Here is a 14,596-nt window from a genome sequence, read left to right as displayed (position 1 = left end):
TCTCGTTGCCGATGCGTACGTACTCCTCCGGTATGGCCGCCCGGCTGCGCTTCTCGATCGCCGCGGCCAAGAACCACGACGTGCTGATGATCGACGAGGCGCTGGCCACCGGCGACCGGTCCTTCCAGAAGCGGTCGGAGGAACGCATCCGCGAGCTGCGCCAGGAGGCCGGCACCGTCTTCCTGGTCAGCCACAACAACAAGTCGATCCGGGACACCTGCGACCGGGCGCTGTGGCTGGAGAAGGGCGAGCTCCTCATGGACGGCCCGACCGACGAGGTCGTCACCGCCTACGAGGAGCAGTCCGGCGGCAGGTGAGGAGTCCGGTCGGGTCGGACGCGGTCGCCCCGCTGCGGCACCCCCAGCGGGGCGGCGTCCCGCAGCGCTCCCGGCAGCAGGTACTGCGGCATTCCCTGGTGGGTGACCGGTGCAGGAGGCGGCCGACGGCGGCGGAGCCGACGGAGGTGTGCTGGACCGCCGTGGTCGACGGGCAGGGTCCGCCGTGCCGCACGGGCGAGGCCTGGCCACGTTCGCTGTGCTGTCCCGGATTCACCAGCACCGGCACCGGCACCAGCACCGGCAGCACATGGGCGTCTACGCCGCGCTGCGCGCCAGGGACAACAGCCTCGCCGCCTCACCGGCGGCCGGCCGCCACGTCGCCGACGTCGAACCGCGGGTACGCGAGCGGCCGGACACGGTACGCGAGCCCGGGCACGACCAGCACCCGTAACACAAGGTCGGGCACGCCGTACGGCGCCTGACACCGCCTGGTGCCGCGTCGCTCAGGGGTGTGCCCGTCAGGGAGCGGTGTCCGGTGCGGTGTATCGCAGGGCGCCGGATCGGCCTCGGGGCCTGCCCGGTCGGTGCGGCAACGCCGCGAGGTGCTGTGCCGGGCGTCGCGACGGGGCACTCCAGCCGACGCGGCTGACGCGGCACCGGCTAGTACGCGTAGAAGCCCGCGCCCGCCTTACGGCCGAGCCTTCCCGCGTCCACCATCCGCTGGAGGATCGGCGGCGCCGCGTACAGCGGCTCCTTGTACTCCTCGTAGAGCGAATTCGCGATCGCCGCGATCGTGTCCAGGCCGATCAGGTCGGAGAGCTTGAGCGGGCCCATCGGGTGGGCGCAGCCCAGCTCCATGCCGTTGTCGATGTCCTCGCGGGTGGCGATGCCGGACTCGAACATGCGGATCGCGGAGAGCAGATACGGCACCAGGAGCGCGTTCACCACGAAGCCGGACCGGTCCTGGGCACGGATGGCGTGCTTGCCGAGCACCTCGGTGACCAGGTGCTCGACCCGCTTGACGGCATCGCTGCCGGTGGTGAGCGCCGGGATCAGCTCGACCAGGCGCTGCACGGGCGCCGGGTTGAAGAAGTGGATGCCGAGGACGTGGTCCGGGCGGGAGGTGGCCACCGCCAGGCGGACCAGCGGGATGGAGGAGGTGTTGGACGCCAGGATCGCGTCCGTACGGATCACCACCCGGTCGAGAACCCGGAAGATGTCCGTCTTGACCCGCTCGTTCTCCACGACGGCCTCGATCACCAGATCCCGGTCGGCGAAGTCGCCGAGATCGGTGGTGAAGCTCAGCCGGTCCAGCGCGGCGTCCCGCTCGTCCGCCGTGATCTTGCCGCGCTCGGCGGCCTTGCCGAGGGAGCCGGACAGCCGGGTGCGGCCCAGTTCGAGAGCCTCGCCGGTGGTGTCGGCGACCCGGACGTCGAGCCCTGCCTTCGCGCACACCTCGGCGATCCCGGCCCCCATCTGGCCCGCCCCGACCACTCCGACGCGCTGGATGTCACTCACTCGTCAGCCCCTCGCTGTTCTCCCGCTCGCCCTGTGTGCCGGGACAGACGTTACCGCTGCCAGTCCGCCGGTTGTCCGGCCGGGTGGCCCGGCGAAGGGCCGCGTCAAGCGTCCGCCGTGGACCGTTCCGGCGGCCGCGGCAACCCATTCGGCGGGTTGCCCGCACGGCCGAACCCGCCCATGATCGGCTGTTCATGACGGAGGATCAGGAGGAACGGATGGGACGGCTCTCGCGCAGGACCTTCACCGTGGCGGCGGCGGGGGCGGCGGCCTCGGCAGCGCTCTCCGGTTCGGCCGCCGCGGACGCCCTGCCTGCGGACGTGCCGGCCGAGCCGGTCCCGGGCCCGCGGAGCGGTCCGCACCGGCGGGAACTGCGCGGCATGTGGATCGCGACCGTCGCCAACACCGACTGGCCGCCGGCCCCCGGACTCCCGCCGGACGAACAGCGGCAGCACCTGCTCGGCCTGCTCGACGCGGCCGTCGACCGCCGGCTGAACGCCGTGATGTTCCAGGTCCGCCCGACCGCCGACGCCTTCTGGCCGTCCCCCCACGAGCCGTGGTCCCAGTACCTGACCGGCACCCAGGGCCAGGATCCCGGATGGGACCCGCTGGGCACCGCCGTCCACGAGGCGCACCGCCGCGGCCTGGAACTGCACGCCTGGTTCAACCCCTACCGGGTGTCGCTGACCACCGACGTCACCAGGCTCGCCCCCACCCACCCGGCCCGGTCGCACCCCGAGTGGATCGTCCCGTACGGCGGCAGGCTCTACTACAACCCGGGCCTGCCCGAGGTCCGCCGCTTCGTCCAGGACGCCATGCTCGACGCGGTCCGCCGCTACCCCGTCGACGCGGTGCACTGGGACGACTACTTCTACCCGTACCCGGTGTTGGGCCAGGCCTTTCCGGACGACGACGCCTACGCCCGCTACGGCGCCGGCTTCCCCGACCGCGCCGCCTGGCGCCGCGCCAACACCGACCTGCTGGTCAGCGAGACCGCCGCGCGTATCAAGGAGATCCGGCCGAACACCCGGTTCGGCATCAGCCCGTTCGGCGTCTGGCGCAACGCCGCCACCGACCCGCTCGGCTCCGCCACGCAAGCCGGTGTGCAGACCTACGACGACCTGTACGCCGACACCCGCACGTGGGTCAAGGAGGAGTGGATCGACTACATCGTCCCGCAGGTCTACTGGAACATCGGTTTCCCCGCCGCGGACTACGCCGCCCTCGTCCCCTGGTGGTCCGAGGTCGTCTCCGGCACCGATGTCCACCTCTACATCGGCGAGGCCCTCTACAAGGCGGGGGTTCCCGGCCAGCCCGCCGCCTGGCAGGACCCCGCGGAACTCTCCCGCCACCTCACCTTCGACCGGGACCACCCGCAGGTCCGCGGGAACGTCTACTTCTCGTCCCGGCACGTGGTGTCCGACCCGCTCGGCGCGATGAGCCGTGTGGTCGCCGACCACTATCCGGCGCGGGTGCGTACGCCGTGAGGTGAGGGGGCGGCCGGCCGCGGCTGCGCGAGGAAGAGGAAGGGGCCGGGCGTTTCGGGAGGTGCGCGACCGGGCGCCGGGCGCCTCGCGGACACGGGAGCCTCCCCGCGGTGGTCCGGGCCGGTACGGTTCCGGTGGTCCGGGCCCGGCACGGTTCGCGGTGGTCCCCGCGCGGTGCGCGGCCGTGGTGTCCCGGGAGGGCTCGGCGCGCGTGCGCTCGGCTAGCCTGTGGGCACGATGCACCGATTCAGCACGCCGTGGGGCGACCTCGACCTGACCCGCTTCCCCGCGGACCCGCGTGAGCCCCTGCGGGCCTGGGACGCCGCCGACGACTACCTGGTGCGGTATCTGGTGGAGCCCGGCGAGGGGACGGGCCCGGTGGACATGTCCGGAGCGGTTGTGGTGGTCGGCGACCGGTGGGGCGCGCTGGCCACCGCGCTGGCCGCGCGTGCGGGCGGGAGTCCGTCCGGGCCGGTGGTGACGCAGATCACCGACTCCTACCTGGGGCAGCAGGCGACCCTGGCGAATCTGCGGCGCAACGCGGCGCCCGGGGCCGCAGGCGCTCCGGTCCGGCTGATCTCCACCCAGGACGCTCCGCCGGAGCGGATCGACGTCCTCCTGATCCGGGTACCGAAGAGCCTCGCGCTGCTGGAGGACCAACTCCACCGGCTGGCGCCCGCCGTGCACGCCGGAACGGTGGTCGTCGGTACGGGGATGGTGACGGAGATCCACACCTCGACGCTGCGGCTGTTCGAGCGGATCCTCGGGCGGACCAACACCTCGCTCGCCGTCCGCAAGGCCCGGCTGATCTTCTGCACCCCGGACCTGCGGCTGTCCCGTACGCCCGGACCGTGGCCGCTGCGGTACGCGCTGCCCGACGGCATCGGCCCGCTCTCCGGGCGCACCGTCACCAGTCACGCGGGCGTGTTCTGCGCCGACCGCCTCGACATCGGCACCCGTCTGCTGCTCCGGCACCTGCCGGTGCGGCACGGCCCGGACCGGGTGGTGGACCTCGGCTGCGGCAACGGGGTGGTCGGTACCGCCGCCGCGCTCGCCAACCCCGCCTCCGACGTCCTGTTCGTCGACGAGTCGTACCAGGCCGTGGCCTCGGCGGAAGCCACCTTCCGGGCGAATGCCGATCCCGGCACGAAGGCCGAGTTCGCCGTCGCGGACGCCCTGTCCGCGATTCCCGCCGCCTCGGCCGACCTCGTACTGAACAACCCGCCCTTTCACTCACACCGCGCCACCACGGACACCACGGCCCGGCGCATGTTCGCCACCGCCCGCACCGCGCTGCGGACCGGCGGCGAACTCTGGGTCGTCGGCAACCGCCACCTCGGCTACCACCTTCGCCTGCGGCGCCTGTTCGGCGCCTGCGACGTGGTGGCATCGGACCCGAAGTTCGTGATCCTGCGCGCGGTGAAGCGGTGAAGCGGTGAAATCGGGTCGGTGACGCGGACCGGCGACCGTACTCCTACCGCCCCCTCAGAGCTTGGTCATCTTCGTATAGGGGCTGGCGATCCGCCGGGGCATCGAACCGAAATCGACGACGATCGACTCCTCCTCGACGGAGATGACCCGGCCGAGGCCGTGTCCGTCGTGGCTGACCCGATCTCCGGGCTCGAACACCTTGGGCGGCGTCGGCACCGGAGGCTTGAAGGGACTCGAAGGCAGGGGACGCCGGGCTGCGGCTGGCTTTGTCATTGAGGCCAGTATGGGTGCTGCCCGCCCTAACGCGCCCCCATCGTCCACCAACCTGTGGGGAACCTCTCCCCGGTGGCCCCCGCCTCGTTGCATAAAAGTGCGGTGGGACGTATAGTCATGCTATCGGACGAGGAGGAGTGCGCGATGGCGGTGCGGGTGGCGGTGGCCGGGGCGAGTGGCTACGCCGGTGGTGAGGTGCTGCGACTGCTGGTCGGGCACCCCGGAGTGGAGATCGGGGCGGTGACCGGCAACTCCAACGCCGGTCAGCCGCTCGGCGGGCTGCAACCGCACCTCGTGCCGCTGGCCGGACACGTACTGGAGCCGACCACCGCGCAGGTGCTGAGCGGCCACGACGTGGTCTTCCTCGCGCTGCCGCACGGGCAGTCCGCCGCCGTGGCGGAACAGCTCGGCGACGACGTGCTGGTCATCGACATGGGCGCCGACTTCCGGCTGAAGGACGCGGGGGACTGGGAGCGGTTCTACGGATCGCCGCACGCGGGCACCTGGCCGTACGGCCTGCCCGAGCTGCCGGGAGGCCGCGCCGCGCTGCAGGGGTCCAAGCGCATCGCGGTCCCCGGCTGCTACCCGACGGCCGTCTCGCTGGCCCTGTTCCCCGCGTACGCGGCCGCGCTCGCCGAACCCGAGGCCGTCGTCGTAGCCGCCTCCGGCACCTCGGGCGCCGGCAAGGCGCCCAAGCCGCACCTGCTCGGCTCCGAGGTGATGGGCTCCATGACCCCGTACGGCGTCGGCGGCGTGCACCGGCACACCCCCGAGATGGTCCAGAACCTCAGCGCGGCGGCCGGCGAGCCGGTGAGCGTGTCGTTCACGCCGACCCTCGCCCCCATGTCCCGCGGCATCCTGGCGACCTGCACCGCCAAGGCGCGCCCCGGCGTCACCGCCGGTGAGGTACGGGCGGCGTACGAGAAGGCGTACGCGGAGGAGCCGTTCGTCCACCTCCTCCCGGAGGGCCGGTGGCCGGCCACCGCCTCCGTGTACGGCTCCAACGCCGTACAGCTCCAGGTGGCCTACGACGAGAGCGCCCACCGCGTCATCGCCATCAGCGCGATCGACAACCTGACCAAGGGCACCGCGGGCGGCGCGGTGCAGAGCATGAACATCGCCCTGGGCATCCCCGAGGCGACGGGACTTTCCACGATCGGAGTGGCGCCGTGAGCGACGCGCGCGAGGCCGCCGGGCGGCGGGCGGCGGCGATGGCCGCGGTTTTGTGCCGGGCGGGCGGAGAAGCGAACGGAGAGAAGCAGTGACGGTCACGGCAGCGAAGGGATTCACGGCGGCGGGCATCGCCGCCGGGATCAAGACGAACGGCAATCCCGATCTGGCCCTCGTGGTCAACACCGGTCCGCGCCGCGCCGCCGCGGGCGTCTTCACCTCCAACCGTGTGAAGGCCGCCCCCGTCCTGTGGTCGCAGCAGGTCCTCATGGGCGGCGAGCTCACCGCCGTGGTCCTCAACTCCGGTGGCGCCAACGCCTGCACCGGGCCCAAGGGCTTCCAGGACGCCCACGCCACCGCCGAGAAGGCGGCTGAGGTCCTCGGCCACAGCGCGGGCGGGATCGCGGTCGCCTCGACCGGTCTGATCGGCCTGCTCCTCCCGATGGACAAGCTGCTGCCCGGCGTCGAGAGGGCGGCGGCCGAACTGTCCGAGCACGGCGGTGAGAAGGCCGCGATCGCCATCAAGACCACGGACAGCGTGCACAAGACGGCGGTCGCCCAGGGTGGGGGTACCTCCCAGGCCGGAGGCTCTGGGGGAGGCTGGACGGTCGGCGGCATGGCCAAGGGCGCCGGCATGCTCGCGCCGGGTCTGGCCACCATGCTGGTCGTCCTCACCACCGACGCCGACCTGGACGCCGGCCTGCTCGACAAGGCACTGCGGGACGCCACCCGGCAGACGTTCGACCGGGCCGACTCCGACGGCTGCATGTCCACCAACGACACCGTGCTACTGCTCGCCTCCGGCGCGTCCGGAACCGTCCCGGAGTACGAGGAGTTCGCCGACGCCGTCCGTACCGTCTGCGCCGACCTGGCCCGGCAGCTCATCGCCGACGCGGAGGGCGCGAGCAAGGAGATCCGGGTCGAGGTGGTCGGCGCCGCCACCGAGGAGGACGCCGTCGAGGTGGGCCGCTCCATCGCCCGGAACAACCTGCTCAAGTGCGCGATCCACGGCGAGGACCCCAACTGGGGCCGGGTGCTCGCCGCGATCGGCACCACCGGCGCCGCCTTCGAGCCCGACCGGCTGAACGTCGCCATCAACGGCGTGTGGGTGTGCCGGAACGGCGCGGTCGGCGAGGACCGCGACCTGGTCGACATGCGGTTCCGCGAAGTCACCGTCACCGCCGACCTGGCCGCCGGCACCGAGTCCGCCGTGATCTGGACCAACGACCTCACGGCCGAGTACGTCCACGAGAACAGCGCGTACAGCTCATGACGGCACGCAAGCACACCGCCCTGCCCAAGGCGCAGATCCTCATCGAGGCGCTGCCCTGGCTGACCCGGCACCACGGCAAGGTGGTCGTCGTCAAGTTCGGCGGGAACGCCATGGTGGACGAGGAGCTGAAGGCCGCCTTCGCCCAGGACGTGGTGTTCCTGCGGCACGCCGGCCTCAAGCCGGTCGTCGTGCACGGCGGCGGGCCGCAGATCAACGCCCAGCTCGACCGGCACGGCCTGGTCAGCGAGTTCAAGGCCGGACTGCGGGTCACCACGCCCGAGGCGATGGACGTGGTACGGATGGTGCTGGCCGGCCAGGTGCAGCGCGAACTGGTCGGTCTGCTCAACCAGCACGGCCCGTTCGCCGTCGGCCTGACCGGCGAGGACGCCCACACCATCACCGCCGTCAAGCACTACCCGGAGATCGACGGCGAGGCCGTCGACATCGGCCGCGTCGGCGAGATCACCGCCATCGACACCGGTGCGATCGAGGCGCTGCTGGACGACGGCCGGATCCCCGTCGTCTCCTCCATCGCCCGTGCGGCCGACGACGGCCACATCTACAACGTCAACGCCGACACCGCCGCCGCCGCGCTCGCCGCCGCCCTCGGCGCCGAGACGCTGATGGTCCTCACCGATGTCGAAGGGCTCTACGAGGACTGGCCGAACAGCGACGACGTGATCAGCCGGCTGACCGCCACCGAGCTGGAGAAGCTGCTGCCCGAACTGTCCAGCGGCATGGTCCCGAAGATGCAGGGCTGCCTGCACGCGGTGCGCAACGGCGTGCACACCGCCCGTGTCATCGACGGCCGGGTCCAGCACTCGATCCTGCTGGAGATCTTCACCGACGAGGGCGTGGGCACGATGGTCGTGCCCGACGCCCTGCCGGACGACGACGCGTCGAACGGCGACGCACCGGCCCATGACACGGCACACGACGGGGGACCCGCCCTCGTACCGCACCGGCCCGCAGGAGGGGGAGTCCAGTGACCACCAGTCCGACCACCGGCAACCAGGAGCTGGCCCAGCGCTGGCAGGGCTCGCTGATGGACACCTACGGGCTGCCCCGGCTGCCGCTGGTACGCGGCGCGGGGACCAGGTTCTGGGACGCCGAGGGGACCGTCTACTACGACTTCCTCGGCGGGATCGCCGTCAACTCGCTCGGCACCGCGCACCCCGCCGTGGTCGACGCGGTCTCCCGGCAGATCGCCTCGCTCGGTCATGTCTCCAACCTGTTCATCGCCGAACCGCCGGTCGCCCTCGCCGAGCGGCTGCTCCAGCTCTTCGGCCGGCCCGGGCGGGTGTTCTTCGCCAACTCCGGCGCCGAGGCCAACGAAGCCGCCTTCAAGATCGGCCGGCTGACCGGCCGGACCCGGATGGTCGCCACCGAGGGCGGCTTCCACGGCCGCACGATGGGCTCGCTCGCCCTGACCGGCCAGCCCAAGAAGCGGGCCCCCTTCGAGCCGCTGCCCGGCGAGGTCACCCATGTGCCGTTCGGCGACGCCGAGGCGCTGCGGGCGGCCGTCACCACCGACACCGCCCTGGTGGTCATCGAACCCGTCCAGGGCGAGAACGGCGTCGTCGTACCGCCGCCCGGCTACCTGCGGGCCGCCCGGGAGATCACCGCCGCCGCCGGTGCCCTGCTCGTCCTGGACGAGGTGCAGACCGGCGTGGGCCGTACCGGGCACTGGTTCGAGTGCCAGGCGCAGGGCGTCGAACCCGATGTCGTGACCCTCGCCAAGGGCCTCGGCGGGGGACTGCCGATCGGCGCCACCGTCGCCTTCGGGAAGGCCGCCGACCTGCTCACTCCCGGCGCGCACGGCACCACCTTCGGCGGCAACCCGGTCGCCTGCGCCGCCGCGCTCGCCGTCCTGGACACCATCGCCGCCGACGGAATCCTCGACAACGTCAAGCGGCAGGGCGAGAAGCTGCGGCAGGGCATCGAGGGGCTGGGCCATCCGCTGGTCGATCATGTGCGCGGGGCGGGCCTGTTGATCGGTATCGTGCTCACCGAGCCGCTCTCGGCGCGGATCCAGAAGGCGGCTCAGGATGCCGGGTTCCTGGTGAACGCGGCCGTGCCGGACACGGTACGGCTGGCACCTCCGCTCATCGTCGGCGACGAGGAGACGGACGCGTTCCTCCGGGCGCTGCCCGGTGTCCTCGACCGGGTGCACCGGGATCACGTGCACCAGGGTCGGTCGGCGGCCGGAGAGTGAGACGGAGAATGACGCGACGATGAGCGAGGCGCAAGCGCAGGGCGGCGGCCATGCCGTACCGCAGACCCGCACCGCACGGCACCGCCGGATCGTGGACATCCTCGGCCGGCAGCCGGTGCGCTCGCAGAGCCAGCTCGCCAAGCTGCTCGCCGACGACGGGCTGAGCGTCACCCAGGCGACGCTCAGCCGGGACCTCGACGAACTCGGCGCGGTCAAGATCCGCACCAACGACGGCGAACTCATCTACGCGGTCCCCTCCGAGGGCGGCTTCCGCACCCCGCAGGCCCCGCTCGGCGAGTCCGTCAAGGAGGAGCGGATGCGCCGCCTGGCCGGCGAACTGCTGATCTCCGCCGAGGCCTCCGCCAACCTCGTCGTCGTCCGCACTCCGCCGGGCGCCGCCCAGTTCCTCGCCTCCGCGATCGACCAGGCCGAGGTCTACGACATCCTCGGCACCATCGCCGGCGACGACACGGTGGTGCTGGTCAGCCGCGACCCGTCAGGCGGCCAGAAGCTCGCCGACCACCTGCTGCGGCTGGCGCAGGGCGCGGTGTGACGTCGCCGCCCGGCCGGCCCCGGCCGGGCGGGGTCGTACAGCGACCTGGTGCCGGAACCGTTGAGCGCCGCCAGCCGCCCGAGCGGCGAACCGGCCGGCGCCGCGGTCAGCGCGTACCGCGCGACCAGGTCCACTGTGACGTCTCCCGCCCGCCAGTCCACGAAGGGGGTCCTCGTGGCCGAAGAGCGGGAATCCACAGTGGAGTTGGAGGTACGGGCCGCCGTCGGCGACGCGGGTGCGGCGTACGGGGCAGCCGCCCGCACATACCGGAGAGCGCGGTGATCAGCGCGTGGCCGGCGGACCGCCGGGGTCAGGCCTCCGTCCGGGACGGCGTGCTCGCCGGCGCCGAGGAACGGCTCCGCCGCGGCGGAGCGACCGCCGCCCCCGGGGGACACGACGCGGCGGCGATGCCCGTCGAACTCGGAACCGCGCGCCGCAAGGGCGCGGGCGGCACCCTCCCCGGGCCTCGACCGCCTCTGCCAGGGCCTCCTCGGACTCCGCCGCGACGAGTCACCTGGACCGCCACGAACTGACCGCCCCCCGGTCACCCGCCTCCGCGCGACCGGCCCGGCCCGGACTCCTGACTCTCCAAGAGAGGCGGGCGGTACGCCGTTGAGCTGCCGCTTTGACGTTTCATACGGCGGAGTGCATACTTATACCAGTCAGCGTAAGAACTGTAAGGAGAGACCCGTGACCGAGCGCGTCGTACTCGCCTACTCGGGCGGCCTGGACACCTCCGTCGCCATCGGCTGGATCGCCGAGGAAACCGGCGCCGACGTCATCGCCGTGGCGGTGGACGTCGGCCAGGGCGGTGAGGACCTGGACGTCATCCGCAAGCGCGCGCTCGCCTGCGGGGCGGTCGAGGCCGAGGTCGCGGACGCCAAGGACGAGTTCGCCGACGAGTACTGCCTGCCGGCGCTCAAGGCGAACGCGCTCTACATGGACCGCTACCCGCTGGTCTCCGCGCTCTCCCGGCCGGTCATCGTGAAGCACCTGGTCGCCGCCGCCCAGAAGCACGGCGCCACCACGGTCGCCCACGGCTGCACCGGCAAGGGCAACGACCAGGTGCGGTTCGAGGCCGGCATCTCCTCGCTGGCCCCCGGCCTGAAGTGCATCGCACCGGTCCGGGACTACGCGATGACCCGGGACAAGGCGATCGCCTTCTGCGAGGAGAAGAACCTCCCGATCGCCACCACCAAGAAGTCCCCGTACTCCATCGACCAGAACGTCTTCGGCCGGGCCGTCGAGACCGGCTTCCTCGAGGACATCTGGAACGCGCCGATCGAGGACGTCTACGAGTACACCCAGAACCCCGCCACCCCGCGCGAGGCCGACGAGGTGGTCATCACCTTCAAGCAGGGCGTGCCGGTCGCGATCGACGGCCGTCCGGTCACCGTGCTCGAAGCGATCCAGCAGCTCAACGTCCGGGCCGGCGCCCAGGGCATCGGCCGGATCGACATGGTCGAGGACCGGCTGGTCGGCATCAAGTCCCGGGAGATCTACGAGGCCCCCGGCGCGATCGCGCTGATCACCGCCCACCAGGAGCTGGAGAACGTCACCGTCGAGCGGGAACTCGCCCGCTACAAGCGGCAGGTCGAGCAGCGCTGGGGCGAGCTGGTCTACGACGGCATGTGGTTCTCGCCGCTCAAGCGCGCGCTGGACGGCTTCATCAACGAGGCCAACGAGCACGTCAGCGGCGACATCCGGATGGTCATGCACGGCGGCCGGGCGGTCGTCACCGGCCGGAAGTCCGGCACGTCGCTCTACGACTTCAACCTGGCCACGTACGACACCGGCGACACCTTCGACCAGTCGCTGTCCAAGGGCTTCATCGAGATCTTCGGCATGTCCAGCAAGATCGCGGCCAAGCGGGACCTGGCGCAGTGACCGACGAGAGGCGGGGTGCCGGCGCGGGCCGGCACCAGGACGCCAAGCTCTGGGGAGGGCGGTTCGCCGACGGGCCGTCCGCCGCGCTGGAGGCGCTGTCCGCCTCCGTGCACTTCGACTTCCGCCTCGCGCCGTACGACATCGCGGGGTCCCGGGCGCACGCCCGGGCGTTGCACCGGGCCGGTCTGCTCACCGACGGCGAACTCGACCGGATGACCGCCGGTCTCGACACCCTCGAGGCGGACGTGGCCGCCGGGGAGTTCACCGGCACCGTCGCCGACGAGGACGTGCACACCGCGCTGGAGCGCGGTCTGATGGAGCGGGTCGGCCCCGAGCTCGGCGGCAAGCTGCGGGCCGGCCGGTCCCGCAACGACCAGATCGCCACGCTCTTCCGGATGTACCTGCGCGACCACGCCCGGATCATCGGCGGCCTGATCGCCGACCTGCAGGACGCGCTGGTCGGTCTCGCCGAGGCCCACCCGGACGTGGCGATGCCGGGCCGTACGCATCTCCAGCACGCCCAGCCGGTGCTCTTCGCCCACCACATGCTGGCGCACGTCCAGTCGCTGTCCCGGGACGCGCAGCGGCTGCGGCAGTGGGACGAGCGGACCGCGGTGTCGCCGTACGGCGCGGGTGCGCTCGCCGGGTCCACGCTCGGCCTCGACCCGGAGGCCGTCGCCCGCGACCTGGGCTTCGAACACGGCAGCGTCGGCAACTCCATCGACGGCACGGCCTCCCGCGACTTCGTCGCCGAGTTCGCCTTCATCACGGCGATGACCGGCGTGAACCTGTCGCGGATCGCCGAGGAGATCATCATCTGGAACACGAAGGAGTTCTCCTTCGTGACCCTGCACGACGCCTTCTCCACCGGCTCGTCGATCATGCCGCAGAAGAAGAACCCGGACATCGCGGAGCTGGCCCGCGGCAAGTCCGGGCGGCTGATCGGCAACCTCACCGGGCTGCTGGCGACGCTCAAGGCGCTGCCGCTGGCGTACAACCGCGACCTCCAGGAGGACAAGGAGCCGGTCTTCGACTCCTGCGACCAACTGGAGGTACTGCTTCCGGCGTTCACCGGGATGATGGCCACCCTCACCGTCCACCGGGAGCGTCTTGAGGAGCTGGCCCCGGCCGGGTTCTCGCTCGCCACCGACATCGCCGAGTGGCTGGTACGGCAGGGTGTGCCGTTCCGGGTCGCGCACGAGGTCGCGGGGGAGTGCGTCAAGGCGTGCGAGGCCGAGGGCATCGAACTCGACCGGTTGACGGACGACCAGTTCGCCAAGATCTCCGAGCACCTGACGCCGGAGGTGCGGACCGTGCTCAACGTCTCCGGTTCCCTGGCCTCCCGCAACGGCCGCGGCGGTACGGCGCCGAGCGCGGTCGCCGTGCAGCTCGCCGAGCTCAAGGCGGACCTGGCCGCGCAGCACGCCTGGGCGAACGCCGGGCGCGCCTGACCACCTGGCGGTTCGGCCGTACGGGGCGGGGGGCCGAACAGGTCCCCCGCCCCGTACGGCCGACCCTCGCGCCGACCCGGTGGTTCCCGGGCCGGCGCGAGGCGCCGGAAACGGTCCGGCTGGGCGTCGGCTAGGCGGCCTTCGCCTTCGTGGCGTAGATGTCCACGTACTCCTGGCCCGACAGACGCATGACGTGGGCCATCACCTCGTCGGTGACGGCGCGCAGGACGTAGCGGTCGCGGTCCATGCCCTCGTAGCGGGAGAAGTGCAGGGGAGTGCCGAAGCGGACCGTGACCGGGGCCAGACGGGGCATGCCCTTGCCGCCGGGCTGCACCTTGTCGGTGCCGATCATCGCGAACGGGACGACCGGGGCGCCGGTCATCAGGGCCAGGCGGGCGATGCCGGTACGGCCCCGGTACAGGCGGCCGTCGGGGGAGCGGGTGCCCTCGGGGTAGATGCCGAAGATCCGGCCCTCCTCCAGCACGCGGCGGCCGGTCATCAGGGCCGCGACCCCGCCGTGCCCGCCGTCCCGGTCCACCGGGATCATGCCGCACGTGGTGAAGAACCACGCCATCAGCCGGCCCTTGAGGCCCTTGCCGGTGACGTACTCGTCCTTGCCGATGAAGTACACCTGCCGCCGGACCACCAGCGACAGGAACATCGAGTCGACGAACGTCACGTGATTGCCGGCCAGGATCACCGGACCGTCGTCCGGGATGTTCTCCACACCCTCGACCCGGGGGTGGTACAGGACACGCATCAGCACCAGCAGAATCGCCTTGAGCACACTGCGGGACATGCGGGACAACGGACCCTCCGGTCTCGTACGGTCGACGGTCGAGTGTGTGCCGGACCGGCCGCACCCGAGGGGGCCGACCCGTACACGAGGACGATACTTCCGCGGGGTGGTGCCGCGCACGCCGGGTTCACCCATCGGCTACGCAGTGTTGATGTGCGTTACGGGCGTGTTCCGGTCGCCGCCGGATGTCTTCCGCAGGCAAGGTGGTCCCGCCACGATGCGGCCATGACGGATGACCAGCACAAGACCGGGCTCGGCAGG

At 72.0% G+C, this 14,596-nt stretch carries 15 protein-coding genes; 12 read left to right on the top strand and 3 right to left on the bottom strand.

What is annotated here, in order from left to right; all coding sequences use genetic code 11:
- Together VIW71_RS24655 and VIW71_RS24650 are read left to right on the top strand one after the other, a co-directional pair.
- Nucleotides 1-317: ABC transporter ATP-binding protein (locus tag VIW71_RS24655; protein WP_414720836.1), on the top strand; the 317-nt coding region annotated here is incomplete at its 5' end.
- Nucleotides 318-501: 184 nt separating this feature from the next.
- Nucleotides 502-729 carry a hypothetical protein gene (locus tag VIW71_RS24650; protein WP_331624800.1) on the top strand — a complete coding sequence of 76 codons (228 nt, stop codon included), beginning with the start codon at nucleotides 502-504 and terminating at the stop codon, nucleotides 727-729.
- Nucleotides 730-938: 209 nt separating this feature from the next.
- On the opposite strand, the gene VIW71_RS24645 is transcribed toward VIW71_RS24650, so the two are convergent.
- A complete protein-coding gene (locus VIW71_RS24645) occupies nucleotides 939-1,796 on the bottom strand; it encodes a 3-hydroxybutyryl-CoA dehydrogenase (protein WP_331624799.1) in 858 nt (285 codons plus the stop codon).
- A gap of 218 nt (nucleotides 1,797-2,014) precedes the next feature.
- Here VIW71_RS24645 and VIW71_RS24640 point away from each other — a divergent pair, with 218 nt between their 5' ends.
- Complete coding sequence (locus VIW71_RS24640; protein ID WP_331624802.1) at nucleotides 2,015-3,283, top strand: glycoside hydrolase family 10 protein; 1,269 nt, start codon at nucleotides 2,015-2,017, stop codon at nucleotides 3,281-3,283.
- Between the two features lie 237 nt (nucleotides 3,284-3,520).
- Nucleotides 3,521-4,714 (top strand): methyltransferase, encoded by a 1,194-nt coding sequence (locus tag VIW71_RS24635; RefSeq protein ID WP_331624798.1) that lies wholly within the window; start codon nucleotides 3,521-3,523, stop codon nucleotides 4,712-4,714.
- 54 nt (nucleotides 4,715-4,768) lie between these two features.
- Here VIW71_RS24635 and VIW71_RS24630 read toward each other — a convergent pair whose 3' ends face one another.
- Nucleotides 4,769-4,987 (bottom strand): hypothetical protein, encoded by a 219-nt coding sequence (locus VIW71_RS24630; RefSeq protein WP_331624797.1) that lies wholly within the window; start codon nucleotides 4,985-4,987, stop codon nucleotides 4,769-4,771.
- Nucleotides 4,988-5,131: 144 nt separating this feature from the next.
- Between VIW71_RS24630 and argC the strand changes: the two genes are divergently transcribed.
- The 8 genes from argC (at nucleotide 5,132) to argH (ending at nucleotide 13,536) form a co-directional block, all read left to right on the top strand.
- Entirely contained in the window at nucleotides 5,132-6,160 is a 1,029-nt protein-coding gene (argC, locus tag VIW71_RS24625; protein WP_331624801.1) for an N-acetyl-gamma-glutamyl-phosphate reductase, read from the top strand.
- A gap of 88 nt (nucleotides 6,161-6,248) precedes the next feature.
- A complete protein-coding gene (gene argJ / locus VIW71_RS24620; protein ID WP_331624796.1) occupies nucleotides 6,249-7,430 on the top strand; it encodes a bifunctional glutamate N-acetyltransferase/amino-acid acetyltransferase ArgJ in 1,182 nt (393 codons plus the stop codon).
- Nucleotides 7,427-8,419 (top strand): acetylglutamate kinase, encoded by a 993-nt coding sequence (gene argB / locus VIW71_RS24615; protein ID WP_414720835.1) that lies wholly within the window; start codon nucleotides 7,427-7,429, stop codon nucleotides 8,417-8,419. Before argJ ends, argB begins: the two co-directional genes overlap by 4 nt.
- On the top strand, nucleotides 8,416-9,645 hold the full coding sequence (locus VIW71_RS24610; protein ID WP_331624795.1) for an acetylornithine transaminase: 1,230 nt from the start codon (nucleotides 8,416-8,418) through the stop codon (nucleotides 9,643-9,645). Before argB ends, VIW71_RS24610 begins: the two co-directional genes overlap by 4 nt.
- Nucleotides 9,646-9,664: 19 nt before the next feature.
- Nucleotides 9,665-10,198 carry an arginine repressor gene (locus VIW71_RS24605; RefSeq protein WP_331624794.1) on the top strand — a complete coding sequence of 178 codons (534 nt, stop codon included), beginning with the start codon at nucleotides 9,665-9,667 and terminating at the stop codon, nucleotides 10,196-10,198.
- A gap of 48 nt (nucleotides 10,199-10,246) precedes the next feature.
- On the top strand, nucleotides 10,247-10,480 hold the full coding sequence (locus VIW71_RS24600; protein WP_331624793.1) for a hypothetical protein: 234 nt from the start codon (nucleotides 10,247-10,249) through the stop codon (nucleotides 10,478-10,480).
- A gap of 408 nt (nucleotides 10,481-10,888) precedes the next feature.
- On the top strand, nucleotides 10,889-12,085 hold the full coding sequence (locus VIW71_RS24595) for an argininosuccinate synthase (protein WP_331624792.1): 1,197 nt from the start codon (nucleotides 10,889-10,891) through the stop codon (nucleotides 12,083-12,085).
- Nucleotides 12,082-13,536, top strand: a complete 1,455-nt coding sequence (gene argH, locus VIW71_RS24590; RefSeq protein ID WP_331624790.1) for an argininosuccinate lyase — start codon at nucleotides 12,082-12,084, stop codon at nucleotides 13,534-13,536. Before VIW71_RS24595 ends, argH begins: the two co-directional genes overlap by 4 nt.
- A 130-nt stretch (nucleotides 13,537-13,666) precedes the next feature.
- Here the strand turns inward: argH and VIW71_RS24585 are convergent, their stop codons facing one another.
- Nucleotides 13,667-14,335, bottom strand: a complete 669-nt coding sequence (locus VIW71_RS24585; protein WP_331624789.1) for a lysophospholipid acyltransferase family protein — start codon at nucleotides 14,333-14,335, stop codon at nucleotides 13,667-13,669.
- Between the last annotated feature and the right edge of the window lie 261 nt (nucleotides 14,336-14,596).

This window comes from Streptomyces sp. (genome assembly GCF_036524955.1).
GTDB lineage: Bacteria > Actinomycetota > Actinomycetes > Streptomycetales > Streptomycetaceae > Actinacidiphila.
Note: the sequence above shows the minus strand (reverse complement) of the source record. Positions and strands in the feature narration are given on the sequence as shown.